The 26,452-nt window shown below is 60.9% G+C and carries 23 protein-coding genes; 14 read left to right on the forward strand and 9 right to left on the reverse strand.

The features are described 5' to 3' along the window. The first annotated feature begins 24 nt into the window (after positions 1 to 24). From HSS18214_RS0113855 to HSS18214_RS0113895, 9 genes are all read left to right on the forward strand, one after another. Positions 25 to 1,773 (forward strand): bifunctional diguanylate cyclase/phosphodiesterase, encoded by a 1,749-nt coding sequence (locus HSS18214_RS0113855; RefSeq protein ID WP_016915875.1) that lies wholly within the window; start codon positions 25 to 27, stop codon positions 1,771 to 1,773. Positions 1,774 to 1,903: 130 nt separating this feature from the next. Continuing rightward, positions 1,904 to 2,884: a phosphate/phosphite/phosphonate ABC transporter substrate-binding protein gene (gene phnD, locus HSS18214_RS0113860; RefSeq protein ID WP_016915876.1), complete on the forward strand. Its 981-nt coding sequence runs from the start codon at positions 1,904 to 1,906 to the stop codon at positions 2,882 to 2,884. 161 nt (positions 2,885 to 3,045) lie between these two features. Next, positions 3,046 to 3,915: a phosphonate ABC transporter ATP-binding protein gene (gene phnC / locus HSS18214_RS0113865; RefSeq protein WP_016915877.1), complete on the forward strand. Its 870-nt coding sequence runs from the start codon at positions 3,046 to 3,048 to the stop codon at positions 3,913 to 3,915. Further along, on the forward strand, positions 3,912 to 4,739 hold the full coding sequence (phnE, locus tag HSS18214_RS0113870; RefSeq protein WP_016915878.1) for a phosphonate ABC transporter, permease protein PhnE: 828 nt from the start codon (positions 3,912 to 3,914) through the stop codon (positions 4,737 to 4,739). Before phnC ends, phnE (HSS18214_RS0113870) begins: the two co-directional genes overlap by 4 nt. Positions 4,740 to 4,773: 34 nt before the next feature. Then, a complete protein-coding gene (phnE, locus tag HSS18214_RS0113875) occupies positions 4,774 to 5,589 on the forward strand; it encodes a phosphonate ABC transporter, permease protein PhnE (protein ID WP_016915879.1) in 816 nt (271 codons plus the stop codon). A 12-nt stretch (positions 5,590 to 5,601) separates the two neighbouring features. Beyond that, positions 5,602 to 6,231, forward strand: coding sequence for a histidine phosphatase family protein (locus tag HSS18214_RS0113880; RefSeq protein WP_016915880.1), 630 nt, complete (start codon positions 5,602 to 5,604; stop codon positions 6,229 to 6,231). A 113-nt stretch (positions 6,232 to 6,344) separates the two neighbouring features. Continuing rightward, positions 6,345 to 6,824, forward strand: coding sequence for a C40 family peptidase (locus HSS18214_RS0113885; RefSeq protein WP_016915881.1), 480 nt, complete (start codon positions 6,345 to 6,347; stop codon positions 6,822 to 6,824). Between the two features lie 196 nt (positions 6,825 to 7,020). Further along, positions 7,021 to 8,964, forward strand: a complete 1,944-nt coding sequence (locus HSS18214_RS0113890) for a methyl-accepting chemotaxis protein (RefSeq protein WP_026001944.1) — start codon at positions 7,021 to 7,023, stop codon at positions 8,962 to 8,964. A 259-nt stretch (positions 8,965 to 9,223) separates the two neighbouring features. Continuing rightward, complete coding sequence (locus tag HSS18214_RS0113895; RefSeq protein ID WP_040461232.1) at positions 9,224 to 10,939, forward strand: putative bifunctional diguanylate cyclase/phosphodiesterase; 1,716 nt, start codon at positions 9,224 to 9,226, stop codon at positions 10,937 to 10,939. A 58-nt stretch (positions 10,940 to 10,997) separates the two neighbouring features. Here the strand turns inward: HSS18214_RS0113895 and HSS18214_RS0113900 are convergent, their stop codons facing one another. Beyond that, entirely contained in the window at positions 10,998 to 11,597 is a 600-nt protein-coding gene (locus HSS18214_RS0113900) for a putative metalloprotease CJM1_0395 family protein (RefSeq protein ID WP_016915884.1), read from the reverse strand. Between the two features lie 72 nt (positions 11,598 to 11,669). Here HSS18214_RS0113900 and HSS18214_RS0113905 point away from each other — a divergent pair, with 72 nt between their 5' ends. The 4 genes from HSS18214_RS0113905 to HSS18214_RS0113920 all read left to right on the forward strand — a co-directional run bounded on the left by HSS18214_RS0113905 (position 11,670) and on the right by HSS18214_RS0113920 (position 16,084). Then, on the forward strand, positions 11,670 to 11,900 hold the full coding sequence (locus tag HSS18214_RS0113905; protein WP_016915885.1) for a DUF2835 family protein: 231 nt from the start codon (positions 11,670 to 11,672) through the stop codon (positions 11,898 to 11,900). Between the two features lie 114 nt (positions 11,901 to 12,014). Then, a complete protein-coding gene (locus tag HSS18214_RS0113910) occupies positions 12,015 to 12,593 on the forward strand; it encodes an antibiotic biosynthesis monooxygenase (RefSeq protein ID WP_016915886.1) in 579 nt (192 codons plus the stop codon). Positions 12,594 to 12,842: 249 nt separating this feature from the next. Beyond that, positions 12,843 to 13,514: a glutathione S-transferase gene (locus tag HSS18214_RS0113915; RefSeq protein WP_016915887.1), complete on the forward strand. Its 672-nt coding sequence runs from the start codon at positions 12,843 to 12,845 to the stop codon at positions 13,512 to 13,514. Positions 13,515 to 13,570: 56 nt separating this feature from the next. Beyond that, entirely contained in the window at positions 13,571 to 16,084 is a 2,514-nt protein-coding gene (locus tag HSS18214_RS0113920; RefSeq protein WP_016915888.1) for an EAL domain-containing protein, read from the forward strand. Positions 16,085 to 16,203: 119 nt separating this feature from the next. Here HSS18214_RS0113920 and nhaD read toward each other — a convergent pair whose 3' ends face one another. The 6 genes from nhaD to HSS18214_RS0113950 all read right to left on the reverse strand — a co-directional run bounded on the left by nhaD (position 16,204) and on the right by HSS18214_RS0113950 (position 23,775). Beyond that, complete coding sequence (gene nhaD / locus HSS18214_RS0113925; protein ID WP_016915889.1) at positions 16,204 to 17,682, reverse strand: sodium:proton antiporter NhaD; 1,479 nt, start codon at positions 17,680 to 17,682, stop codon at positions 16,204 to 16,206. Positions 17,683 to 17,924: 242 nt separating this feature from the next. After that, entirely contained in the window at positions 17,925 to 19,538 is a 1,614-nt protein-coding gene (locus tag HSS18214_RS0113930) for an ABC transporter ATP-binding protein (RefSeq protein ID WP_016915890.1), read from the reverse strand. Next, a complete protein-coding gene (locus tag HSS18214_RS0113935) occupies positions 19,531 to 20,370 on the reverse strand; it encodes an ABC transporter permease (protein ID WP_016915891.1) in 840 nt (279 codons plus the stop codon). The genes HSS18214_RS0113930 and HSS18214_RS0113935 overlap by 8 nt, the downstream gene beginning before the upstream one ends. A gap of 45 nt (positions 20,371 to 20,415) precedes the next feature. Continuing rightward, a complete protein-coding gene (locus HSS18214_RS0113940; RefSeq protein ID WP_016915892.1) occupies positions 20,416 to 21,375 on the reverse strand; it encodes an ABC transporter permease in 960 nt (319 codons plus the stop codon). Positions 21,376 to 21,389: 14 nt separating this feature from the next. After that, positions 21,390 to 22,988 (reverse strand): ABC transporter substrate-binding protein, encoded by a 1,599-nt coding sequence (locus HSS18214_RS0113945; protein ID WP_016915893.1) that lies wholly within the window; start codon positions 22,986 to 22,988, stop codon positions 21,390 to 21,392. Positions 22,989 to 23,007: 19 nt separating this feature from the next. Next, positions 23,008 to 23,775: an HAD family hydrolase gene (locus HSS18214_RS0113950; RefSeq protein WP_016915894.1), complete on the reverse strand. Its 768-nt coding sequence runs from the start codon at positions 23,773 to 23,775 to the stop codon at positions 23,008 to 23,010. A gap of 275 nt (positions 23,776 to 24,050) precedes the next feature. Between HSS18214_RS0113950 and HSS18214_RS0113955 the strand changes: the two genes are divergently transcribed. Then, a complete protein-coding gene (locus HSS18214_RS0113955; RefSeq protein WP_272942921.1) occupies positions 24,051 to 24,320 on the forward strand; it encodes a TAXI family TRAP transporter solute-binding subunit in 270 nt (89 codons plus the stop codon). Here the strand turns inward: HSS18214_RS0113955 and HSS18214_RS0113960 are convergent. Together HSS18214_RS0113960 and HSS18214_RS0113965 are read right to left on the reverse strand one after the other, a co-directional pair. Next, positions 24,317 to 25,273, reverse strand: a complete 957-nt coding sequence (locus tag HSS18214_RS0113960) for a calcium/sodium antiporter (RefSeq protein WP_016915896.1) — start codon at positions 25,271 to 25,273, stop codon at positions 24,317 to 24,319. The genes HSS18214_RS0113955 and HSS18214_RS0113960 overlap by 4 nt on opposite strands. Before the next feature lie 97 nt (positions 25,274 to 25,370). Further along, positions 25,371 to 26,339 carry a LysR family transcriptional regulator gene (locus HSS18214_RS0113965; protein WP_016915897.1) on the reverse strand — a complete coding sequence of 323 codons (969 nt, stop codon included), beginning with the start codon at positions 26,337 to 26,339 and terminating at the stop codon, positions 25,371 to 25,373. Positions 26,340 to 26,452 lie beyond the last annotated feature (113 nt).

Raw genomic sequence — 26,452 nt, forward strand, 5'->3', positions numbered from 1 at the left:
GACGTTTGACAGGGCAGCAGGCACATGACCGCACAAGAAACTCAGTGGCTTAACCAGATTATCGCGGCAGAAGAGCTGCACGTACTTTTTCAGCCCATTGTCGATGCCAATCAGCAGGCCATTTATGGCTACGAAGCGCTGATTCGTGGCCCCAGCACCTCTCCGTTGCATTCACCGCTAAGGCTGTTCGACGTGGCGACCCAGGCCGGGCTGCTGGTGGAGCTGGACCTGCTTTGCCGACGGCTCGCCATTCGCCGTTTTGCCGAACTCGCACTCCCTGGGCTGCTGTTCCTCAACGTCATGCCGCTGACCATCGTCGAGCGTGATTTCCGCGAGGGGCTGACGCTGGGCTTCATTCAGGAGAGTGGCCTGCCGCCGGAGCGGGTGGTGATCGAGCTGACCGAGCACGTGCCCATTCACGATTACGACCTGATGCGCCAAGCGGTGGCTCACTACCGCGACATGGGGTTTCAGGTGGCCCTGGATGACCTGGGGGCCGGTCACTCCAGCCTGCGCCACTGGGCGGAGCTGCGCCCGGATTTCGTCAAGCTGGACCGCCATTTCATTTCCGGCATCGATCAGGAACCCGCCAAGCGGGAGTTTCTGCGCTCGATACTGGACGTCGCCAAAAGCCTCGACTGCCAGCTCATCGCAGAAGGGGTCGAAACCGCGGCAGAGCACCTGTGCCTGTGGGAGCTGGACCGTGGATTGGCGCTGTTGCAGGGGTTCTACTTCGCACGTCCCAGCGTTCAGCCGCCTGTTCAGCTCAATACGCTGCTGCCCGCCACCACGCAATTGAAAACTCCCGCCGGGCGTACGGCGCATACCATCCTGCGCAGCGTGGAGGCCGTGGCGCCCAGTGTGTCAGTGCCCACGTTGGCGGAACGGTTTCGTGAAACGCCGCATCTGCGCTGCGTGGCTGTGATCGAACAGGGCGTGCCCATTGCCGTGGTGCGGCGCAACGGGTTCCTGACGCTGTTCACCAACCCTTATAGCCATTCGCTGTACGCCAAGCGCTGCGTGCTGGACATCGCCGATCGCAAGATGCTGGTGGCCGCCGCCGACATGCCCTTGGAAACGCTGAGCCAGCAGCTGACCGACAGCCGCGACATCGAACAGGAGGACTTCGTCATCGTCGATGGCGAAGGGCAGTATCTGGGTATGGGCAATATCGTCGATTTGCTGCGCGAGATCACCGCCATCCAGGTGCGTCAGGCGCGCCATGCCAATCCGCTCACCGGGCTGCCCGGTAACATTCTGATCAATGAAACCCTCACGGCCTACCTGAGCCAGGGCAATGGCTTTGCCGCTGCCTACGTGGATCTGGATCACTTCAAGGCGTTCAACGATGCCTATGGTTATGCCCGCGGGGATCATGTGATCATCTCGCTGTCGCGGCTATTGCAGGCTCAGGTGGAAAGCGCGGGGGGCTTCATCGGGCATATCGGTGGCGACGACTTCATGATGCTGTTACCGCTGGAGCACTGGGAGAGCGTGTGCCAGCAGATTCTGGCCTCCTTCGAGGTCATGGCCCCGAGCTTCTACGAGGAAGAGGACCGCCAGAGAGGCGGGCTTTCCATCGAAAGCCGTCAGGGAAGCGTCAGCTTTTTCCCTTTCGTCAGCGTGTCGGTAGCCGTCAAGCCCATCAGTGACCCGGGCCAATGCAAGGCCCTGGACATTGCCAGCCAGCTCTCCGAACTCAAGCACCAGGCGAAGAAGATTGCCGGGAACAGCCTGTTCGTGGAACGGCGTGGCTGCTGCGTGGGGCCGTGAGCCGCCAGAGCGGCAGGTCGTTCACGCGGGTGTCATGTAGACGTCACGAAGTTGTCACCCGCCAGACTCGCCGCTGTCATCCTGGGGCGTCAGGATACATCCACCTCTTCACTACCCCGTTAGGTGATCCATGCAATCCTCTCGTCTCTCTACCGTGTCACTCTCGCGCACCCTGATCAGTGCTGCCGTTGCCAGTGCCTTCGCTTTCAGTGCGATGAATGCGGCTGCCGATCTCTCCTCACGCTACGTGGACAACGATGGCGACATGGTGGCCGATATCCCCAGCGATGAGTCTCGGTGGGTCGATCCGGACACGCTGGTCTTTGCTTACACGCCGGTTGAAGACCCGGCGGTCTACGCCGACGTATGGGCGGGTTTCCTGGATCACCTGAGCGAAACGACGGGTAAACGCGTTCAGTTCTTCCCGGTGCAGTCGAATGCTGCCCAGCAGGAAGCGCTGCGCGCTGGCCGTCTGCACGTGGCGGGCTTCAACACCGGTGGCGTACCGGTAGCGGTCAACTGTGGCGGCTTCCGTCCCTTCGCCATCATGGCGGCCGAAGATGGCAGCTACGGTTACGAAATGGAGATCATCACCTACCCCGGTAGCGGTATCGACGGCATGGAAGACCTGCAGGGTCGCCAGTTGGCCTTCACTTCCGAAACGTCCAACTCGGGCTTCCGCGCACCGTCCGCGCTGCTGCGCTCCGAGTACGGTCTGGAAGCCGGTGATGACTTCGAGACGGCTTTCTCCGGCTCCCACGACAACTCCATTCTGGGCGTCATCAACAAGGATTACGATGCGGCGGCCATTGCCAACTCCGTTGCCCATCGCATGCTGTCACGGGGTGTCATCAACGAGGGTGATTACGAGGTGATCTACACCTCCGAAACCTTCCCCACCACGGCATACGGCACCGCCCACAACCTGACGCCCGAACTGCAGCAGCAGATCCAGGATGCGTTCTTCAGCTACGACTGGGAAGGCACCGCCCTGCAGGCGGAGTTCGAGAACTCTGGCGAAGCGCAGTTCATCCCCATCAGCTATGAAGAGCACTGGTCGGTCATCCGCACCATTGCCGATGCCAATGGCGTCACTTACGACTGCGATTGATTCCAGCGCTGCGTGACCCTGTCGGCCAGGAGGGCAACCTTCTGGCCGACGCGTTATGGAGTCGAGTCAGCTGTTTTCGAAAAAGCTGTTTTTGAATCAATTGTCTTTGAATCGATGTTCTACACAAGCGTTTTGAGCGACAAGCAAACGAGGCACTCCCCATGTTGACACTCACTGGCGTTGGCAAGCGTTACCCGACGGGCGACCGCGCGCTGACCGATATTCACCTATCGCTGCCCAAAGGCCAGGTGATGGCGCTGATTGGGCCATCGGGTGCAGGCAAAAGTACCCTGATCCGCTGCGTCAATCGTCTGGTGGAACCCAGCCAGGGCAGTATCCGCCTGGAAGAGACCGAGCTGACCAAACTGTCGGGCAGCCGCCTGCGTCACGCACGTCGCTCCATGGGCATGATTTTTCAGGAATACGCCCTGGTGGACCGGCTGACCGTCATGGAAAATGTGCTGTCGGGCCAACTGGGCTATGTCGGCTTCTGGCGCAGCTTCTTGCGCCGCTACCCTCAGGAAGCCGTTGCTGAAGCATTTCGCCTGTTGGAGCGGGTGGGCTTGCCCCATGCCATCGACAAGCGCGCCGACGCGCTGTCGGGTGGCCAGCGCCAGCGCGTCGGCATCGCCCGCGCACTGCTGCAAAGCCCCAAGTTATTGCTGGTGGATGAACCCACTGCCAGCCTGGACCCCAAAACCTCGCGCCAGATCATGCGTCTGATTCGCGAGCTGTGCGCCGAGCGCGAGCTGGCTGCCATCATCAACATCCATGACGTGGCTCTGGCGCAGCAGTTTGCCGACCGCATCGTGGGCCTGCGTGCCGGACAAATCGTCTTCGACGGCAAGCCCAGCGAACTCACCAGCGAGATCCTCACCACCATCTATGGGGAAGAGGACTGGGACACCACGCCCGAGCCCGCCGACGAAGAGGACGAGGCAACACAGGTAACTCGTACTGCAGCGTCAGTCGCCAAAACACACCATGACGCGCGGCCGCTCGCCCAGGTCGCCAGTGGAGGCGCGCTATGAGCACGGCAGACGCCACGGCGCGCCAGCAAGCTGCGCGCCAGGGTCAGTGGCGGCGTCTGCCGCTGATCGAAAACCCACGGCTGCGCTGGGGCCTGGCCATCGGTGTGGTGGTGTATCTGGTGCTGGCGCTGTCGTCGGTGCAGGTCAACTGGGCGCGGGTGGCGGAAGGCTCCGGCCGAGCGCTCAACTTTCTAGGGGCTTTTTTGCAGCCCGATTTCCTCAGTCGCCAGAACGACATCATCGCCGGGCTGATGGAAAGCCTGACCATGACGCTGACCTCCACCGTGATCGGCGTCTTGCTGGCGATCCCGGTAGGCCTGGGCGCGGCACGCAACATTGCCCCGCTGCCCATCTATACCCTGTGCCGCGCCATCATTGCCATCTCGCGGACGTTTCAGGAGATCATCATCGCCATTCTGTTCGTGGTGATGTTCGGCTTCGGGCCGTTTGCGGGCATGCTGACGCTGGCCTTCGCCACCATCGGTTTCATGGCCAAGCTGTTGGCAGAAGATATCGAGGACCTGGACTGGAAACAGGTCGAAGCGGTGCGTGCCACGGGGGCAAGCTGGTGGCAAACCATGAACCATGCGGTGCAGCCGCAGGTGATGCCGCGCTTGATCGGGCTCTCCATGTACCGACTGGACATCAATTTCCGTGAATCGTCGGTGATCGGCATCGTCGGCGCGGGGGGCATTGGCGCCACCCTGAACACCTCGCTGAGCCGTTACGAATACGGCACCTCGGCGGCGATCCTGCTGATCATCATTGCCATCGTGCTGATGAGTGAATACGCCTCCAGCCATGTGCGCCGCTGGACCCAGTAGCGCTGCGATGTCTTAACCCGTAAAGGAAATTTCCATGCCCGTTTCGAGTTCCCCCCAAGGCGTGCCGCAGTGGCAGCGGCGCACCACCCGTGCCCAGTGGCTCCAGTATGTGGCCTGGCTGGCAGGTATCTGCCTTTTCCTGCTCTGCTGGAAAGTGATCTCCGACAACACCATGTGGGTGTTCGTGGAAGATGCGGGCCGCCAGGGCAGTGACCTGATCAACCGCATGATGCCGCCCCGCTGGGAGTACGCCAGTGTCCTCTGGAAGCCCATGTGGGACACCCTCAACATCGCCACGCTGGGCACCGCGCTGGGCATCGTCATGGCGTTTCCGGTGGCTTTTCTGGCGGCTCGCAACACGACGCCCCACCCGTTGGTGCGCAGCCTGGCGTTGACCATTATCGTTTCGTCACGCTCCATCAACTCACTGATCTGGGCGATGCTGCTGGTGACCATTCTCGGCCCCGGCGTGCTGGCGGGCATCATTGCCATTGCGCTACGCTCCATTGGCTTCGTGGGCAAGCTGCTCTATGAAGCCATCGAAGAGATCCACCCCACGCCCGTCGAGGCCATCAGCGCCACCGGGGCGAGCCGCCTGCAGGTCATGAACTACGGCGTGTTGCCCCAGGTGATGCCCGCGTTTGCCGGTATCAGCGTGTACCGCTGGGATATCAACATTCGTGAGTCCACGGTGCTGGGCCTGGTAGGCGCAGGCGGCATCGGGCTGCAGCTCAACGCCTCGATCAACAGCCTGGCCTGGAACCAGGTCAGCGTCATCTTCGTGCTGATCTTTGCCACCGTGCTGGTGTCCGAGTGGGTCTCTGCCCGCGTGCGCCACGCCATCATCTGACCGGGAGATACCATGCGCTTTCCTGATGCTGAAATCATGACCATCGACCTGATGCGCCACGGTGAGCCACTGGGTGGCCGCATGCTGCGCGGCAGCACCGACCACCCCCTCAGCGAAACCGGTTGGCAGCAGGCCACGGCGGCCGTGATGCGTCACACGGTCGATGGCAGGCCGCCATTCGATGCCATCGTCAGCTCCCCCCTGGCGCGCTGCCATGAGTTTGCCTTGTGGTTGGGGGAGGAGTTCGACCTGCCCGTGCAGGTGGACGATGACCTGGCCGAGCTCTATCTGGGACGCTGGGAAGGCAAGACCCATGACCAGGTGTTTGCCGAGGAGGGGCGCGCGCTGATGAACGCCTTCTGGCACGACCCCACCACGGCAGCGCCGCCGGAAGGGGAAAGCCTGGCGTCGCTGGATGCCCGGGTGAGTGAAGCGTGGCAGCGCCTGTTGAGCCGCCCGCCGGGCAAGCACGTGCTGGTGGTGGCGCATCTGTTCGTTTGCAATGCGCTGCTGCGTCAGGTGATTGCCCAGCCGCTGACCCACGGGCTGGTGATGGACCTGCCTTACGCCGCCATGAGTCGACTACGTCACGAGCGCCATGCGCTGGGCGAAACCACCTTCGTGGAGTGGATCGGGCGCTGACGCGTTTTGATGTCGATGCCCGAATGATGTGCTCCCAATGAAGCGGCAGTAGCGGGCACGCATGACCTGGGCCATGATAGAGGCACCCTATCGAGGTTTCTCAGGAGTGACCCATGCCGTTTGCCCGCGTTTATTCCCTCCTGTCTCTGGCCCTGCTGTTAGTACTGGCCGGTTGTGCCAGCAAGGACGTGGCTCCCCCCGCCAAGCCGCCCGTGCAAGGGGGCATGTCACTGGAGCGTGCGCTGATTCTCTCTTACGCCCAGCAATCCATCGGAATTCCTTACCGCTTTGGCGGCAACTCACCGGATGGTCTGGACTGCTCTGGCCTGGTCGAAATGACCTACCGCGCAGCCGGATTACGTGTGCCCCGCACGGCGGACGGCCAGTACCGTGCTCTGCCACGGGTCGATACCCCCCGCCCGGGCGATCTGCTTTTCTTTGGCGAGGGCAGCAAGGCCACCCACGTGGGCATTTATGGCGGTAATCGTCAGATGATCCATGCCCCGGGCAGTGGCCGTGCCGTGGTCAGCGTTCCGCTGGATATCGACTACTGGCAGCAGCGCTTTCTGGGGGCGGCTTCAATGGCGCCTTGATTGGCGAGCCTGATGTACGTCAAGGTTTTCTTCTGAGGCCGCTATACACTCGCCGTGTTTTACTCATCGGCACTTAACCTGGTTTAAGTGCCGCGGTAAAATGCGGCCAGTTTCACCTACAATGTGCATGTGCACGCTAATAACATCGAACACGCCGCTTACCTCCCTGAACGACATATCGAGGCTAAGCACTGCCATGAAAGAGCTACTCCACCGACTGCCCATGCGCTACAAGTTTGCCCTGGTGCTGTTGCTTCCCCTGTTGGCGCTGGGCTGGCTGGGTGCCAGCGGAGCGCTGGATCGCAAAAATACCGTCCATGAGCTCGAACGCCTACAGACCCTCACGGCATTGGCTCAGCAGGCGGGCCACTGGGTACACCAGATGCAGTTGGAGCGCGGCATGAGCGCCGGCTTTTTAGGCAGCCAAGGGGCCAGCTTTGGGAACCGGCTGGCCCAACAGCGGCCGACCACCGATAACGCCGCCGAGACCTTCCTTGAGCAGCGCCAGACGCTGGACCAAACGCTGCTGGGCGCCGGACTCACTCGCCAGTTGGAAGCGATCGAGCAGCGCTGGCAGCAGCAAGCGCAGGTGCGCCAACAGATCGATCGACTGGATATCGCCACTGCCGATGCGCTGGCCCATTACACCGGGCTCAATAACACGCTGATGGCGCTGGTCGGCGAACTGGCCCAGCTGACCGAAGAGGGCGGGATTACCCGCCAGTTAGCGGCTTATTACAACCTGTTGGAAGCCAAGGACCTGGCGGGGATCGAGCGTGCGCTGCTGTCCAGCGTCTTTGCTGCAGACGCCATGCCCCCGGCGACGCAGCATCGTTTACTGTCGTTGGTCGGCGAAGAAAGGGCGTTTCTGGAGAGTGTCCACGTGCTATCGGATGACGCCCAGCGCGAAGCCCTGAGTGCTGCGCTGAGCGGTCCAGAGATCGAGCGGGTGTTGGCCCGTCGCGAACTGGCGCTGCAGCAAAACGGCGATTACAACGTGAACCCGGAAGAGTGGTTCGACTGGCAAACCGTCAAGATTGGCCGTCTCAAGGCGCTCGAGGACCAGGTCGCGGCGGCCATCGTCGAGGAAACGGCTGGGCGTAAAGGCTCGGCACAGCAGGCGCTGTGGCAGTATATGGCGGTGGCGGTGCTGGCATCGCTCACCGCCATCGGGCTCGCGCTATGGGTCGTGCGGACCATGACGCTACCGTTACAGCAGGCGCTGATCAGTATTGCCGAGCGCGGCGATGACTTGACTCAACGACTGCCCGTGCCCGGTAGCGATGAGCTCTCTCGGCTGTATACTGTCATCAATGAAGCCTCTGCACAAACCGAACGGCTGATCGGGGAAATGAAGCGCTCGGCGCAGTCGGTCTCGGTGGCCAGTAACGAAATCGCCCAAGGCAACCAGGATTTGGCTCAGCGCACCGAAGAGCAGTCTGCCTCGCTGGTGGAAACCGCGTCGAGCATGGAGCAGATGACCGCCACCGTGCGTCAGAACGCCGATAATGCTCATCAGGCCCAGCGCATGACCGGTGAGGTGGCGAATCAGGCTCAGGAGGCCACTCAGGTGGCGCTGCAGGCGCGGGAGGCCATGCAGCAGATTCACCAGGCGAATGAGCAGGTGACCTCCATGGTGGCAGCCATCGACAATATCGCCTTCCAGACCAACCTGTTGGCGCTCAATGCCTCGGTCGAGGCGGCACGAGCGGGTGAGCATGGGCGTGGCTTTGCCGTGGTGGCCGACGAAGTACGCAAGCTGGCCAGTCGTAGTTCCGAAGAGGCCAGCCGGATTCGTCGCCTGGTCGACAATAATGTGGCCCGTATTGGGGAAGGTGAGCGTCTGGTGGGAGACACCAGCGAGACGCTGGAGCAGATCGCTGCGCGCGTGCAGCAGGTGGCCGTGCTGGTGGATGAGATTACCACGGCCAGCCATGAGCAATCGGCGGGCGTCGAGCAGATCAGCCACGCTATGGCCCAGCTGGAAGACGTTACCCAGCAGAATGCCTCGCTGGTCGAGCAGGTAGCCACGGCCAGCCGCTCACTGGACGATCAGGCCGAAGAGATGTCGGTGTTGGTAAGCCGCTTTTTGGTGAGCGATGGCGATGCGTCGCGTGTTCCCTCGTTGCGCTACGCCTGAATCACAAGACCGCACGCATGCCTTCACAGGGAGCCGCCGGCTCCCTTTTTTGTGCTCTAGCGCGCGTTGATAGAGCGCTGTTGCTGCCAGCACCCTGCCGGTCAATAGGGTGTTAATATGTCGAAAAGTCATGACATTCACGCTGTTTAGACGAGGAGAGCAGAGACGCATGTGCCCGCCCTTGAACGACCCAAAGGAGCAGTCTTTGCCTCACCCCGCCATGGCTTCCGGCGCTCAGGCGTCGGCGTGGCGTGTGGCAATGTCGACCCTGGATACTCAGGATGCTGCCTCGCCCAGTGCGTCGGCGTTCCGCTATGCCAATGAAGCCATCATCATTACCAACGCCGATAACCAGGTCATAGAGGTGAATCCGGCGTTTAGTGAGCTCACGGGGTTGGCGCTGGAAGACGTGCGCGGCAAGACCCCGGAAGCGTTCAGTATCCTGCCGCTGGACGACCAGCGCAGCGTAAGCTTGATGCGTGAAGAGCTGCAGCTACGTGATCGCAGTAAAAGCCAGGTCAGTTACCGCAGCCATGATGGGCAATTCTATCCCGGTATGCTGTCGATCAATCGCGTCCGCGATACCCAGGGGCGGGTAGATCACCATGTCATGGTGCTGGCAGACTTGTCGGCCATTCCTGCCCATGCTCGGCACCTCAACCGCGAGGTCTATTTCGATGCCTTGACCGGTTTGCCCAACCTGCAGCTGTTGACGCAACTGATCCAGGAGTCGATCCAGCACGCGGAAAACCAGCAGCAGACGCTGGCGGTATGCTCACTGGATATCGACCACTTCCAAGCCATCAACGAGCGCCTTGGATTGACGGTGGGGGATTCGCTGCTGTCGGCGTTTGCACAGCGACTTAGCCACCAGCTGTTTGGTGATGACGTACTGGCACGCATTGGTGGGGATGAATTCGTCCTGTTGCTGCACCATGGGGTCGATGACGTCTTCTTCGAGAAGCTGCTGGGCTCCATTCGCCAACCGCTGATGGTCGAAGGCCAGGTGGTTTACCTGACGGCTAGCCTCGGCATTACGCGCTACCCGCACGATCATGTGCAGGGGGATGTGCTGCTGCGTCATGCCAACCAGGCCATGTATCGTGCCAAACAGCGGGGCCGCGACACCCACCACTTTTTCGATCCCCATCACGACCGTTTGCTACAAGCTCGTCATGAGCAGCGCCAACGCTTTATGGATGCGCTGGACCACGGTGAGCTGCGACTGCACTATCAGCCGCAGGTGGACATGCGCAGTGGCCGGGTCGTCGGCGTGGAGGCATTGATTCGTTGGCAACATCCCGAGCGCGGGCTGCTGTCGCCGGGGCAGTTCCTGCCCGCCATCGACGCCACGCCGCTGGAAATCGACCTGGGCGAGTGGGTGATCGAGCAGGCGCTGCGCCAGCTGGCGAGTTGGCAGACGGCCAACATCGTCCTGCCCATCAACGTCAACATCAGCCCTGCGCACCTGCTGACCAGCCAGTTCAGCCAGCGCCTTGCGGCGCTGTTGGCGCGCTATCCGACAGTCTCGCCTGCGCTGCTGAAGCTCGAAGTACTGGAAAGCGCGGCCATGCACGATGTGACCGCCGCGCTGCAAACCATGGCCCGCTGTCAGGCGCTGGGGGTCAGCTTTGCGATCGATGATTTTGGCACTGGCTATTCGTCCTTGACCCATCTTCGCCAACTGCCGGTCAGCTTGATCAAGATCGACCAAAGCTTCGTGCGTGACATGCTGGTGGACCGCGACGACATGGCGATCGTCGAAAGCGTCATCTACATGGCCAACCGCTTCCAGCGGCCGATGCTGGCCGAAGGGGTCGAAACCCTGGAGCATGCCAGGGCGCTGATGGTGCTGGGCTGCGAGCTGGCCCAAGGCTATGGTATCGCTCGGCCGATGCCGCCGGAAGCGTTGCCGGGCTGGCTCGAGCAGTGGCCGCTACGCGATGATTGGCACGGCTTGAGCCGCCTGCAATGAACCCAAGCGTCAAGAGGAGTGGCGGTGGTTGAGGCTGTGACTGACGTCGTGGTCGAGATCAAGCGGCCTGTTCGGCAGTGGCTGACTCAGGGGCCGACGGGTCCGTGCCGTCGCCGCTGCGGGCCTGGTTCATCTCGCTTTGCTCTCGGGCCGCTTCCAGGCGGGCTTCCAACAGGTACTGACGTGCCTGGGCGGCCACCTGAAGGTCCTTGGGAGATGGGTCGGCGGGTGCAAGGGCGGCAGCGATGACGGTCTGCATTTTTTCAATGGTGGCCTGGGGGTCGCCCGGCACCGGACCATAGTCGATGGACACTTCGCCCGCGACCGCATAACGCTGCCCATCAGGGCCGATTTCGTACTCGTAAGTGGCGCCTCCCGTATAAGGCCCACCAACGGTTTGGTGTGCCATTTCGTGCTGGCGCACCGCGCGGTCGGTCTGTTTGAGCTGCTCCAGCTGTTGGATCTCTTCGGGTTCCAGCGGGGTGCCGTCTGGGCGAGTGGGGCCTGCCGTTGCCGGGGGCGTTTCATCGCTGGCAGCTTCCTCGTCGGCATCGTTTGCGCGCTGTGCTTGAGAGTCGGCAGCGACCCTGGCGTTAGGCAGGGTAGGTGAAGGCCAGAGCGTGGCGCTATAGGAAGCGCTGAGTGATGAAAGATCCATGGGCGGTTACCGATGTTGAGATCGAATCCAGTATGATGAAGTATCAGCGACACTACCCGATTACGCAACGCCATGCCTTCCATTGACGTAATGATCCATTTGACGGCAGCCGAATGCCTTGCCCATTACGAAGGGCAGTATGACAACGTGCGCGCGCGCAGCGTGGATGGCCGCTGGGTGGTCTTCCCGGCCACCGCCCTGCGCCGCGTGGTGGGCCGTGACGGCGTGAATGGCGTGTTTCGGCTGTTCTTTACCGAGCAGGGTAAATTCCACGATATCGTTCCCCTGGCCCCGCATGCCTAGCTGTGCCCGCGTGGTTTTCCCTCTATAATGTAGCCGTGTGCTTCAGGCGTACCCACCTGAATGCCTGCAACCCGCCTACCCGGCAGTGGTTGCCTACTTATCAGGAGATCACCCATGTCTACCTCACCTGTCACCTTGATGGTGGCGCGACGTGTGGCCAATGGCCGCTATCAGGATTTTATTCGTTGGCTCAACGAAGGCCGCGAGCTGGCCGCTGACTTTCCGGGCTATCTGGGCTCAGGCGTGCTGGCACCGCCTCAGGACGATGACGAATACCAGATCATTTTCCGTTTCGAAAGCGCAGCGCGACTCGCTTCCTGGGAGCACTCCGCGTCGCGCCATGCCTGGCTGCAGCGTGGCAAGGGGCTCTACGACGCGCCCCATGAGCACCGTGCCACCGGCCTGGACAGCTGGTTCAACGTGGCCCCCAATGGTGCTGCGCCGCCGCGTTGGAAGCAGGCCGTTGCCGTCTGGCTGGCCTTCTTTCCGGTCTCACTGCTGTTTCATTGGCTGTTTGGCGGCCTATTGGCCGAGTGGACGCTGATACCGCGCGTGTTGCTCAGTACGCTGGTGCTGACGCCCGTGATGGTATTCGTATTTATTCCACTTTCAACGCGGTTACTGGCACCCTGGCTGCACGGTAAATGGTCACCAAAAGATTTGCTCCACCGTATGTGGCAACACAGGGCGTGACACGCAGTGGCTCTTTTAGCCACTTTTGTAGCGGGTTGTGATAATTGAAAACAGTCACTTAAAGATACTTTAAAGCGCACTAGAAGACGTTTTTCGAAAAGACGTAGATAATATTCTCAGTGCGCCACTCTCTCGATGGGGTTCAACGCTGTAATAGTGCTAAGCTGAAATTATTCAGCTAACGCGTGCAGTCAATGGATGCTGGCACCAGCTTGAAGGCTGCGTACCAAATCGCCTTATGGAGTAGTCATGATCCGCGTACACCACCTGGAAAAATCACGTTCTCACCGCATTCTGTGGCTATTGGAAGCTCTCGGGCTAGAGTATGACATCGAAGTCTATCAGCGTGACCCCAAAACACAGCAAGCCCCTGATGCCCTGAAAAAAGTGCACCCATTGGGCAAGTCACCCGTGATTACCGATGGCGAACTGACCGTGGCCGAGTCGGGGGCCATCATCGATTATCTGGTCAACCGCTACGGAGAAGGGCATTTTCAGCCGGGGCCAGATAAAAGTAACGAATGGGTTAACTATCGTTACTGGATGCATTATGCCGAAGGCTCTTTAATGCCGCTGTTGGTGATGGGATTGATCTTTAGTCAAATTCCTAAACAGTCGCCCTGGTTCGTCAAACCCATTGCCCAGGGTATTAGTGGCACCGTTCACAAACGCTTTCTGCAACCACAGCTGAAACAACATCTTGGCATGATCGAGTCGCACTTGAAGGCGCACGGCAATTTTGCCGGCGAGTTTCCGAGTGGCGCGGACATTCAAATGAGCTTTCCCATGCAGGCCGTGGCCGCCACCCAGTCGCTGGATGCGTTTCCGGCGATTACTGCCTTTGTGGCACGCATTGAGCAGGACTCGGCCTGGCAGCGGGTCGTGGAGCGTGCAGGGCCATTGACCATGCCCGGTGAGTGACCATTATTATGCTGTGCAACAGGGGGAGGCGTGCGAGACAGGCTGCTTGCCATGCTGTGTTGCTGACGATGGTGTTTGGGGCAGTATCGCCGCTAGCCGCTGCGCAAACGCTGCGTGTCGGGGTGTATCACAACCCGCCTAAGCTGTTCACCGATGACCAGGGGCAATTGCGTGGTGTGTTGGGTGAGCTGCTTACGGCAATGGCCCTGAAAGAGCAGTGGCAGCTGGAAAGCGTCCCGTGCGATTTTCAGCAGTGCCTGACGCTGCTGGAGCAGGATGATATCGACCTGCTGCCGGACCTGGCGTGGAGCGAAGAGCGTGCCCAGCGCTTCGCCTTTCATGCCGAGCCGGTCATGCACAGCTGGTCACAGCTTTACCAACCCAGCGACAGCCGCGTCGAGGCCATTCTGGATCTCGAGCAGCAGCGTGTGGCGGTGGTGGAGGGCTCTATCCAGCAAAGCTACCTGATGACCGTGACGCAGCGCTTCGATATCGACGTGATGTGGCTGCCAGTGGATAGTTTTGCGGCGGGCTTCCAGGCAGTCGCGCTGGGCGATGCCGATCTGGTGGCGTCCAATCATCTGTTCGGCGACTGGCGAGCCAACGATTACGGGCTGCGTGAAACCCCTATCATCTTCCAGCCTTCACGGCTCTTTTATGCCGCCTCGCCTGGTTTGGATGCCCATATCCTGGAGCGCATCGACGCTACTCTGGTGGAGTGGAAAAACGACGCGGCGTCGACGTACTACGAGACCCTGAGTGCCTGGCGGGCGCATGGCCCGCCTGCTCCTCTGGCGCCCGGGTGGCTATGGTGGCTCGGCGGTGTGTTACTGGTGGTGCTGGTGATCGCCCTGGCGGGTAATGTGCTGTTGCGCCGCCGCGATAGCCTCAATCGGCAGCAGCTCACCACTCACGAACATATGCTGTCCAGTATTCTGGATAGTGTCGATGCTTATATTTATATCAAGACACCTGATCTCAAATATCGCTACGTCAACCATCAGATTTGTCATCTGTTCGACCGGCCTGTCGAGCAGATCGTCGGTCGGGGGGACGATGCTTTTTTCGATGCGGCCAGCGCTGCAGAAATGGCTGAAGTGGACCGCCAGGTGCTGGCCACAGGCCAGAAAACAACGGTCGAAGAGCACAACGTGCTGCAGGGAGAGGAGCGGGTGCGCACCTTCCTGTCGGTCAAAATGCCGTTGATCATGTCACCGGGGGAAGCGCCCAGCCTGTGCGGTATTTCCACCGAGCTGACCGACTATCTGGAGATGCAGTCGCGCACCCATCACCTGGCCTTTTATGATGCCCTGACCGGCTTGCCCAACCGTCGCCTGTTGCTCGAATCGCTGGCCGAGTCCACCCACTGCCCGTCCGGGGGCTATAGCGCCCTGCTGATCGTGGACCTCGACAATTTCCGGCTGGTCAACGACATTCAGGGCCACGACAGCGGCGACCAGCTGCTCATCAACGTGGCGGAAAACCTGCAGCAGCGCTTGACCGAGGACGCCACCCTGGCACGTTTCAGCAGCGATGAGTTCGTGATTCTGATCAATCAGCTGGGCGAGCAGCAGCATGAGGCGGCTTCCTTCGTGGAACGGGTGGCCCGGCAATTGCTGGATACTATCTCCCAATTGCGCAATGACCGTGCGTTACCCATTACGGCCAGTGTGGGCATTACGCTCTTCAACGGCGCTGGCAACCCCATGAACGGCGTGTTGCAACAGGCCGACATGGCGCTGCAGCAAGCCAAGTCAGCCGGCGGCAATACGCTGCGTTTTTTCAATGTGGATATGCAGACCAACGTGCTGGAGCGGGCAAGCCTGGAAGGCGATCTGCATCAGGCGCTGCAGCGCCAGGAGCTGGCGCTGCATTATCAGGTACAGGTGGATCACCAGGGGGTGACGACCGGCGTGGAAGCGCTGCTGCGCTGGTACCACCCCCAGCGTGGCTGGGTGTCGCCGGGCACGTTCATTCCGCTGGCCGAAGAGAACGGTCTGATCGTGCCCATTGGCTATTGGGTCTTGCGATGTGCGTGCGAGCAGTTGGCCAAGTGGTCGCACCAGACTGCTTACGCCGCATTGACCATCTCGGTGAACGTCAGCTCGGTGCAGTTCCAGCAGCCTGAATTCGTGCGCAATGTGGAAGCCTTGCTGGCCGAAACCCAGGCGCCGCCTGGGCGGCTGGTGCTGGAAGTGACCGAGAGCCTGCTGATGCGCGAGCCGACGCGGGTGCGCAATACCATGCTCAAATTGAGGGCCCAGGGGATTCGCTTTGCGCTGGATGATTTCGGCACCGGCTACTCCTCCCTGAGCTACTTGAAACGTCTGCCTCTGGATGAGCTGAAGATCGATCAGTCTTTTATTCGTGAGCTGTTGACCGACAAGACCGATGCCGCCATCGTCGATACCACGATCCTTCTGGCGGTCAGCCTCGGGCTGACCGTGGTCGCCGAAGGTGTGGAGAAAAAAGAGCAGCTGGACTGGCTGAAAGGGCACGGCTGCTACCGCTATCAAGGCTACCTGTTTGGTCGTCCTACACCGATCGAGTACCTGTTCGAGTCCTACTAGCCGAGCGCGCGCAAGCCTTCGTCTCAAAGCGCCTACCCCAGTGAAACGCCCACCACAGCAAAACGCCCACCCCATGGAGGGGTGGGCGTTGTCAGAACGGTGGCTGCCGCCGTCAGCGCTCAGCCGTATACCGAAAAGCTGCCTGCATTGAGCCACAGGTGGGCGATAATACTGGCGATGTAGCCCAGCAAAATGACCGGTGCCCAGCGCAGGTGGCCCATGAAGGTGTAATAGCCGCGCGCCTGACCCATGACGGCCACGCCAGCGGCCGAGCCAATCGACAGCAGGCTACCTCCGACCCCAGCCGTCAGCGTCATCAGCAGCCAATGGCCATGTGACATGTCCGGCTGCATGGTGAGTACGGCGAACATCACCGGGATGTTATCCACCACCGCCGAGACCATGCCCAACGTGATATTCGCCCAAGTGGCGTCCCAGTTGGTATACAGCGCGTCCGAGAGCAGCCCCAGGTAACCCATGAAGCCCAGCCCGCCCACGCACATGACCACCCCGTAGAAGAACAGCAGCGTATCCCACTCGGCGCGGGCCACACGGTTGAAGACGTCGAAGGGCACCACGCCACCCAGCTGCTCCAGCTTTTTGTTGTCGCCCAGGCGGCTATAGCGCTCGCGCTTGCGCTCCAGCGAGCGAGGCAGGCTCTTGCGCAGGTAGTAGCCAAAGAACTGCAGGTACCCAAGCCCCGTCATCATGCCCAATACCGGCGGCAGATGGAGCAGCGTATGGCACGCGACGGCAGTGGCAATGGTGAACAAGAACAGCGCAATGATGCGTCGGGCACCGCGCTTGAGCTGCACGTCTTCATAGACGCTGTTGGGCTTCTGGTTCTTGATGAACAGGCTCATGATGACGGCCGGTACCAGGAAGTTGATCAGCGAGGGAATGAACAGGATGAAGAATTCCTGAAACTGAATCAGACCCGCCTGCCAGACCATCAGCGTGGTGATATCGCCGAAGGGACTAAAAGCGCCCCCTGCATTGGCAGCCACCACGATATTGATACACGCCAAGTTGATAAAGCGTTTATCGCCTTCTGCCACTTTAGTAATAACGGCACACATCAGAAGTGCCGTGGTCAAGTTGTCGGCAATAGGCGAAAGTACAAAGGCTAAACCACCCGTCAGCCAGAATAGCGTGCGGTAATTAAAGCCTTTGCGCAGCATCCATGAGCGCAGTGCATCAAAGACGCGGCGCTCTTCCATGGCGTTGATATAGGTCATGGCGACCAGCAGGAACAGCATTAGCTCGGTGAACTCCAGCAGTGTCACCCGAAACGCATACTCCGACGTTTCCGACATGCCGTTCTGGACGTACACCCAGCCAATGAGTCCCCATATCACCCCTGCTGCCACCAGCACGGGCTTGGACTTGCGCATGTGGATCTTCTCTTCGGCCATGACCAACGCGTAGGCCAGCACGAAGATGGTTACGGCAAAAAAGCCAATGGCAGAACTGGTCAAGTCGATCTCACCGGTCACCGCGAAGGCGGCCGGGCTTGCCAGTAGCAGCAAAGCCGCTAACAAAAAAAGCCAGCCACGAGTCCATCGGGGCTGGCCAGGGTCATGATGCAACGTCAACATGGCGTGTTTATCCTTATAATGATGAGAAGAAAGGGGTTAATAAGCCACGCCAGTTTAACAAGCTATATTGCATTGCAATACGGAATAAAACCGAATGAAAAGCGACAGGGCGTAAGCGATTACGTCTTTTTTTTGAAATTATCCGTTTCGCTAATAGTAAAGCACTCATAACAGTGTCATGAGTAAAGACTGGCCTGCGCCACTCACTCGCCCACGGGCAAACGTGAGCGGCGCAACCCGCGTTAGCGGGTAGCCATGGCCTCTTCCAGCCAGCCCAGCTTCATTTGCGGCACCGACGCCAGCAGCGTCTGGGTGTAGTCGTCGAAGGGCGGGGCGAGCACCTCATCACGCTGTCCGTAGCGGACGACCTTGCCCTGGTGCATCACCGCGATACTGTCGGCGATGGCTTTTACGGTGGCCAAGTCGTGGGTAATGAACAGATACGCCACGTTCTCTCTTTCCTGCAGGCGCAGCAGCAGCTTGAGAATGCCGTCGGCCACCAAGGGGTCGAGGGCGCTGGTCACTTCATCGCAAATGATCAGCTTGGGTTTGGCCGCCAGGGCGCGGGCAATGCAGACCCGCTGTTTCTGCCCCCCGGAAAGCTCGGCGGGGTAGCGGTCGATGAAGCTTTCTCCCAGCTCGATCTCGTCGAGCAGTTCGACGACCCGCTGGCGTCGCGCCTTGCCTTTCAGGCCGAAATAGAACGTCAGCGGTCGGCCAATGATGGTTTCCACCGTGTGGCGTGGGTTCATGGCCACATCGGCCATCTGGTAGATCATCTGCAGTTCACGCAGCGTCTCCTTGCCGCGCTCGCCCAGGGTGTTGGGCAGGGCCCGGGACTGGAAGCTGACCTGCCCCTGGTTGGGCGGCAGCAGGCCGGTGATCACCCGAGCCAGGGTCGATTTGCCCGACCCGGACTCCCCGACGATGGCCAGCGTCTGGCCAGGGCTGACCGCCATGCTGACCTCGTGAAGCACGTTGCCTGCGCTGTTGCTGTAGGCGGCGCTGACCTGCTCGATGGCCAGAACCGGCGTTTCTTCCGGCGTCTTGGCGGCATGATCGATGGAGCGCACCGAGACCAGCGCTTGGGTGTAGGGCTCTTGAGGGGCCTCGATGATTTGCCGCGTCGGGCCGTACTCCACCATGGCGCCGTGACGCAGCACCATGATGTCGTCCGCCACTTGCGCCACCACGGCCAGGTCGTGGGTGATATACAGCGCGCCCACTCCCGTCTTGCTGATGGCATCCTTGATGGCGGCCAGAACGTCGATCTGGGTCGTCACATCCAGCGCGGTGGTCGGCTCATCGAAAATGATCAGGTCGGGCTCGGGACACAGCGCCATGGCCGTCATGGCCCGCTGCAGCTGGCCGCCGGAGACCTGATGCGGGTAGCGGCTGCCAAAGTTTTCCGGGTCAGGAAGGCCCAGTTGGCGGAACAGCTCCACGGCGCGCGCTTCGGCCTCCTTGCGGCTGGCCAGGCCGTGGAGCAGGGTGGTCTCGATGACCTGTTCCATCAACGTATGGGCAGGATTGAACGCGGCGGCGGCCGACTGGGCCACGTAGCACACCTCCTTGCCGCGCAGCTGGCGCAGGGCCCTGGGCGAGCCTTCGAGAATATTGCGGCCGTTGACCCAGACTTCGCCGCCCAGGCGTATGCCGCCCCGGCCATAGCCAGCCGGCGACAGGCCGATGGTGGACTTGCCGGCCCCGGATTCGCCGATCAGCCCCAGCACCTTGCCTCGTTCCAGCGTCAGGTCGACCCCTTTGACGATGTTGATCTCCTGGGGCGGCTCGCCGGGCGGGTAGGCCGTGGCATCGATGGTCAGGTTGCGAATCGTTAACAGCGTATCAGCCACTGCGGCCTCCTTTCAGGTCGGTGGTGTGGCGCAGGATCCAGTCGGCCACCAGATTGACCGAAATCGCCAGCACGGCAATGGCGGCGGCGGGAATCAGGGCGGCGGGAACGCCGAACACGATGCCCTGTCGGTTTTCGCGCACCATGCTGCCCCAGTCGGCTTCCGGAGGCTGTACCCCCAGGCCCAGAAACGACAGCGACGACAAGAACAGCACGGCAAAAATGAACCGCAGGCCCAGCTCGGCCACCAGGGGCGTTAGCGCATTGGGCAGAATCTCGCGAAAGACGATCCAGCGTTTGCCTTCACCGCGTAGCCGTGCGGCTTCCACGTAATCCATCACGTTGATATTGACCGCCACGGCGCGGGAGATACGAAACACGCGCGTGGAGTCCAGCACCCCCATGATCAGAATCAACATGAGAAGGGTGCTGGGCATGACCGATAGGATCACCAGCGCGAAGATCAGTGTGGGAATCGACATCACGATATCGACCCCTCGGGAAATCAGCTGGTCTATCCAGCCGCCATAGACTGCCGCCAGAATGCCCAGCACCGAGCCAATCGAAAAGGCCAGCGCCGTGGCCAGGGCGGCAATGGTAATGGTCGTACGGGCACCGTAGATCAGCCGCGAGAGTAAGTCGCGGCCCAGGTTGTCGGTGCCCAGCAAAAAATCGGCAGACGGGCCCATCCACATGTCGCCGACGCTCTCGGACATGCTGTAGGGCGCCAGCCAAGGGGCGAATATCGCCATGATCAAGAAGCTGAAGGTCAGCAGCAGCCCGACCAGCGCGGTCACGGGCATGCGCTTCAGCAGCGTTAAGGGTTTCGACATGGTGTTACGTTCCTGTCTGGTCACTGTGGCCTGGCAAGCAGCCGGTCATTTGGGATGACGCAGGCGTGGGTTGGTCAAGATGGCAATGATGTCGGCCAGCATATTGAGCCCGATGTACACCGCCGCAAAGATCAGCCCCACCGCCTGGACCACCGGGACATCGCGCTTCGAGACGTGGTCGATCAAGTACTGCCCCATGCCTGGGTAGACAAAAATCACTTCGACCACCACCACGCCGACGATCAGGAAGGCGAGGTTCAGCATCACCACGTTGACCACCGGCGCGATGGCGTTGGGAAACGCGTGGCGGGCAATGATGCGAAACGAGCCCAGCCCCTTGAGTTCGGCGGTTTCGATATAGGGCGACTGCATGACGTTGAGAATGGCGGCCCGAGTCATGCGCATCATGTGGGCCAGAATCACCAGCGTTAACGTGGCCGCAGGCAGTGCGATGGCGTGCAGCCGTTCCCCCAGGCTCATGCCGCCATGCACCGTGGAGACGCTGGGAAACCAGTTGAGCTGGACGGCGAACAGGTAGATCAACAGGTAGCCGATAAAGAATTCCGGCAGGGAAATGGCGGTCAGCGTGGAGCCGGAAATCACCCGGTCGGGCCAGCGGCTCTGGTAGCGCACGGCGACCAGCCCCAGCAGGATGGCCAGCGGCACTGCAACGATCGCCGTCCAGAAGGCCAGAAACAGCGTGTTGCCTGCGCGGCCCCAAAGAGACTGGGCGATATCCTGACGGTTGGACAGGGCGGTGCCCAGATCGCCTTGCAGAATGCCGCCCAGCCAGTCGATGTAGCGTGACCAGGCGGGCTGGTCGAGGCCCAGTTCGCGGCGCAGGTTGTCGACGGCCTGGGGCGTGGCGCTTTGCCCCAGAATCGACTGGGCCACGTCGCCGGGCAGCATTTCGGTGCCCGCGAAAATCAGCACCGACACGGCCAGCAGGAGCAAGAGGCCCAGCGCCAGGCGCTGGGCAATCAGTTTAAGGACAAAAGAGTTCATGGCAGCCTTCCGGGTTATGACGTCAACCAGCACTTCGAAAGCGCAAAGCCTGCCATCATTTCGCCCATCGGGTTGGCTGACCAGCCGCCCACGTTGTCCAGAGTGGCCTCGATGTAGTCATTGAACATGGGCAGAATCAATCCGCCTTCGTCGCGGACGATCATGGCCATGTCGTGGTACAGCTCGCTGCGGCGGTCTGTATCCAGCTCGCCGCGTGCTTCGCGGGCCAGGGCATCGAAGTCCTCGCGGAAGAAGCGGGTGTCGTTCCAGTCGGCGCTGGAAATGTACGCTGTGGAGTACATCTGGTCCTGGGTGGGGCGGCCGCTCCAGTAGGAGGCGCAGAAGGGCTGCTTGTTCCACACTTCCGACCAGTAGCCGTCGCTGGGCTCGCGGCGGACTTCCATGTTGATGCCCGCCTGGGCGCAGCTCTGCTGAAACAGCTGTGCGGCATCCACGGCACCGGGAAAGGCCACGTCGGAGGTGCGCAGCACGATGGGGCTGTCGTGGCCGGATTTCTTGTAGTGATAGCTGGCCCGCTCGGGGTCGAATTCCCGCTGGGGAATGCTGTCGGGAAACAGCGGGTAAGCGGCGTTGATGGGGAAATCGTTGCCCACGCTGCCATACCCGCGCAGGATACGCTCGACCATGTCTTCGCGGTTGATGGCGTACTTCAGGGCCAGTCGCAGGTCGTTGTTATCGAACGGCGCCGTGTCGCAGTGCATGGGGAAGACATACTGAGCACGCCCGGAAGTGTTGTTGATCACGATGTTGGGCAGGCGCTGCACCATGTCCACCACCCGCGGCTCGACCCGGTTGATCATGTGCACCTGACCGCTCTGCAGCGCCGAGATGCGCGCCGTCGGGTCGTTGATGATGGTGATCTCGATCTGGTCGGCGAAGCCGTACTCGTCCGGGTTCCAGTAACCATCGAAACGCTCGGCGATCTGGCGCACGCCGGGCTGGAACTCCACCACTTTGTAGGGGCCGGTGCCGATGCCTGCGGCCGGGTCCTGCTTGCCACCGCCCGGCTGAATCATCAGGTGGTAATCGGAAAGCAAAAACGGCAGGTCGGCATTGGGTTCCAGCGTGACGATGGTGACTTCGTAGGTGTCCGTGGCGCGAATCGACTCGATGCCGCGCATGATGCCCAGCGCACCCGACTGCGAGCTCTCGTCCGAATGGCGCTCCAGCGTGGCCACGACGTCGTCGGCGGTCATCTCCTGGCCATCGTGGAACAGCACGCCACGGCGCAGCTTGAAGACCCAGGTCTTGGCATCCGAGGAAGAGTCAATGCTTTCCGCAAGGCGGGGTACCAGCTCGCCTTCTGGTGAAACATTGGTCAAGGCTTCCCCCCAGGACTGCCCGAAGGAGTGCTGCACTTGGCTGGTCCAGCTGGCTGGGTCAAGGCTGTCCGTCGACTCCCCGCCTTGCATACCGGCGCGCAGAATACCGCCGCGTTGAGGAGTGCCCGTGCTGGCCAATACCTGGCTGGAGAGCAGCGAGCCAGCAAAGGGCGCGGCAATGCCCAGTGCCATGGCGCGACGCATGAAGTCACGGCGCGACAGCTGGCCGCGTTTTGCTTGCTGGGTGAGAGACTCGAGTGTTGGATGCATGGTGTGTTCCCTTGATGGATTAATGATGAGGCCGTGCGATAGTCAACTCGTCATAGTCACGAATCACGTGATCCGCGTGGGTAAGGTGGGAGCCGTCCAGGTGAGGAGCGGCGCAGATACCGATACCGGCCAACAGACCGGCGGCCTGACCCATGGCCATGTCGCCATTGGAGTCGCCGATGATCAGCGTACGTTGCGGTGCCGTGCCCAGCTGTTCGCAGGCGAGTAGCGCCATCTCCGGGTAGGGCTTGCCGCGCGACACTTGATCATGCCCCAACACAGCAGAAAACGCATCGGCCAGCGAGAGCAGCTTTAAATGCAAATGCGCATTGTGGGCGTCATCGGAGGTGACCACCGCCAGCGCTATCCCCGCCTGTCGTGCCTGCGCTACGAAGTTCATCAGGCCCTTTACGGGGGTCACGCAGTTGGGCCAGTCCAGCGTGTCGGCCAGGCGGGCGATGGCATCGTGGGATAGCTGAGTAGCGTCATTCCAGGCGACGCCCGCCTCGAACAGGCTAAGCGAGACGATGGTGGCAATATCGTCCAATGAGCCAATGGTCAACGGGCCGGTGGGGTCCCACAGGCGCTGCTCAGGATCGATGCCGACCCTGGGGTAGAGCGCTTGGTGCGATAGCGCGTGTGCCTCGGGAAGGCTTTGGTTAAGGGTCGTGACCAGCTGGTCGAACCAACCAATCCAGAGGTCGCCGAAATTGAGCAGCGTGCCGTCCTTGTCGAACAAAATGGCATCGATATCGTAAGTCGCGCCGTGCAAGATGAGTTGGGGCATAAAGTGTCAGGGCTGTGATGCAGCCATCTCATGAAGGTGACAATGGCACATAGGTTACACGGGTTTCATGACACTAGCCGTGTCAGGCAGCGTGAAAATCACCCAAACCATTACCAAGGATTTTTTTTGAACGTTCAATTGAAAATAAAAATTTATCCTGAGCATTCCTATCGTTGATGTCAAGTTGAAGGGGGGTCGCAGGGGTTGGCCAGTCACGTCTACATGATCAGTTTGACCGATGAGCAGGTCGAGCGCACAGGGCCGTACACCAGATCATTCCCGGCGGTACTTACCCAGGCATCGACAAGCGGGTGGTGACCACGTCGTCGCCAGTCTTCGCGCTTGCCACGGTGCACATGGACGAAGACGTGGCCTATCGGTTGACCAAAACATTCTGGGAGCAGCAGGTCGCGTTGACGGAGACATCACCCTGGTGGGGCAGCGTGACCGCTGAACTGCTGGCCCATCTGCCGGTGGACCTGCACCCCGGAGCGTTGCGCTACTATGAAGAAGCCGAGGTCGAACTACCGGAAGCGTTGCGTTAGAACACCGTGAAGCTCAGGGCAATATAAGCGCCATATCCCGCCAGCAGCGCCGCCCCTTCTCCGCGTGAAAGGCGCATGCCGGTATACAGGAACAGCAGCAGCAAGCTTGCCGACCCCAGCATGACCCACTGGTCGAACTGGCCGACGCGCGCGGCGATGGGCAGGGGTTGCAGCAGGGCGGAAATGCCCAGTATGCCCAGCACATTAAAAATATTGCTGCCCAGGATGTTGCCAACGGCAACGTCGGCATGGCGGCGCAGGGCTGCAATGACCGATACCGCCATTTCCGGTAGTGAGGTGCCCACCGCGACAATGGTCAAGCCAATCACCGCTTGCGAAATACCCACGGCCTGCGCCAGCCCGATGGCGCCGTATAGCAGCAGCTGCGAGCCACCAATCAGCATGCCTAGCCCCACGACCAGCGCCGTGACGATCATGCCGGTAGACGTGGGGACCGCTGACACTTCTTCGGCTTCAGCGCTGTGCATCTCACCGGCAGGTTGCGGCACATTGCGCTCGGTACGATAGGCCCACACCAGGTAAGCGGCCAATGAGGCCAGCAGCAGCATGGCCTGCCATACCCCCAATGCTCCTCCCCATGAGAGCAGGATGAAAAGCACGCTGGCCGCCACGACGACCACGCCATCCCGGCGCAGTGCCAATGGTTGTACGGTCATGGGGCAGATGGCGGCACACAAGCCCAGAATCAGCAAGATGTTGCCGATGTTGCTGCCCACGATATTGCCCACGGCAATATCCGGCTGTTGACGAAGCGCTGCGTCCACCGACACCACCAGCTCGGGCGCGGAGGTACCAAAACCCACCACTACCAGCCCGGTCAATAACGGAGAGACGCCCATGCGCTGTGCGCTGGCGACGGCTCCACGGATGAGTGCTTCACCGCCCAGAAACAGTAATCCAATCCCTGCCAGCAGGCTCAGCCCATACAGCATGTTGTCGCTTCCTTGTTCAATGGCCCGACCTGGTATCAGACCTCATGTTGTCAACATAGCGGGATTGAAGAGGGCTGCAACGTCTTTGCTTGATGGCTCACTCGCGCACCGGGAAGGTGGGGTAGGCCTCCAGTAAAAGCCCTAATTCGTTGCATACGAAGCGTGGCTCGATCCACTGGCTCAGATGCTCATGCACATAGTGTAGAAAGCGCTGTGCGGCGGGTGGTAGACGCTGGTCGTTGCGCACGATGAACTGCCAATGGCTTTCGATGGGCAAGCCATCGACCGACAGCACAGCCAGTTCCGAGTGTTCGCTGGGCAGCACATGCTCCGACAATACCGCTACCCCCATATCGGCGGCCACGCCCACGCGAATGGCTTCGTTACTGGCCATTTGCAGGGTCTTGCGCATGGTCAGGCCATGCTCCTGTAGCCAGCTTTCCAGCAGCATGCGCGATGCCGAGCCGGGCTCGCGGAGCAGCAGGCGCTCGCCAAGCAGTTGCTCCATGGTCACGTTTGGCTGGCTGGCCAGCGGATGATGGGCGGCGGCAATGGCCACCAGCGGGTTGCGCATGAAGCGGGCCGCTACGGCGTGGGCCAGGGCAGGGGGGTGGCTGAAGATATACAAGTCGTCTTCGCGCCGCTCGAAGCGGGCCAGGACCTGCCGTCGATTGCCGATATTGACGGTGACGTCCACATCGGGAAACGCATGGCTGAACGGGCCCAGCAGGCGCGGCAGCACGTATTGCGCCGTGTTCACCAGGGCAATGCTGAAGCGCCCCTTGCTGCCATATTGCAAATCGCTGAGCTGGTCCGCGAAATCATCGAAGCGCCCCAATACGTCACGGCTGGCCTGATAAAGCGCCTGGCCCGTGGCGGTCATGGTCAGCCCTTGAGAGTGATGCTCCAGCAGCGGGCTGCCAATGGCCTCGCTAAGCCGCTTCAACTGCTGCGACACGGTGGGTTGTGTCAGGTGCAGCTGCCGGGCGGCCTCGCTGATCGAGCCATGGCGCACCACGGCGACATACACTTGCAACAGACGAAAGGTTAAATGGCGGATATTCACGAAGACAGCCTTTATACGAAGGTCAAATCGAAGGTCAAATTCAGGGTATAGAAAATCATCTATGCCGAGCATTCAATATATGATTAGTTGTCTTGCCGTGTACATCGCAAAAT

This window comes from Vreelandella stevensii S18214 (assembly GCF_000275725.1).
GTDB classification, from domain to species: Bacteria; Pseudomonadota; Gammaproteobacteria; order Pseudomonadales; family Halomonadaceae; genus Vreelandella; species Vreelandella stevensii.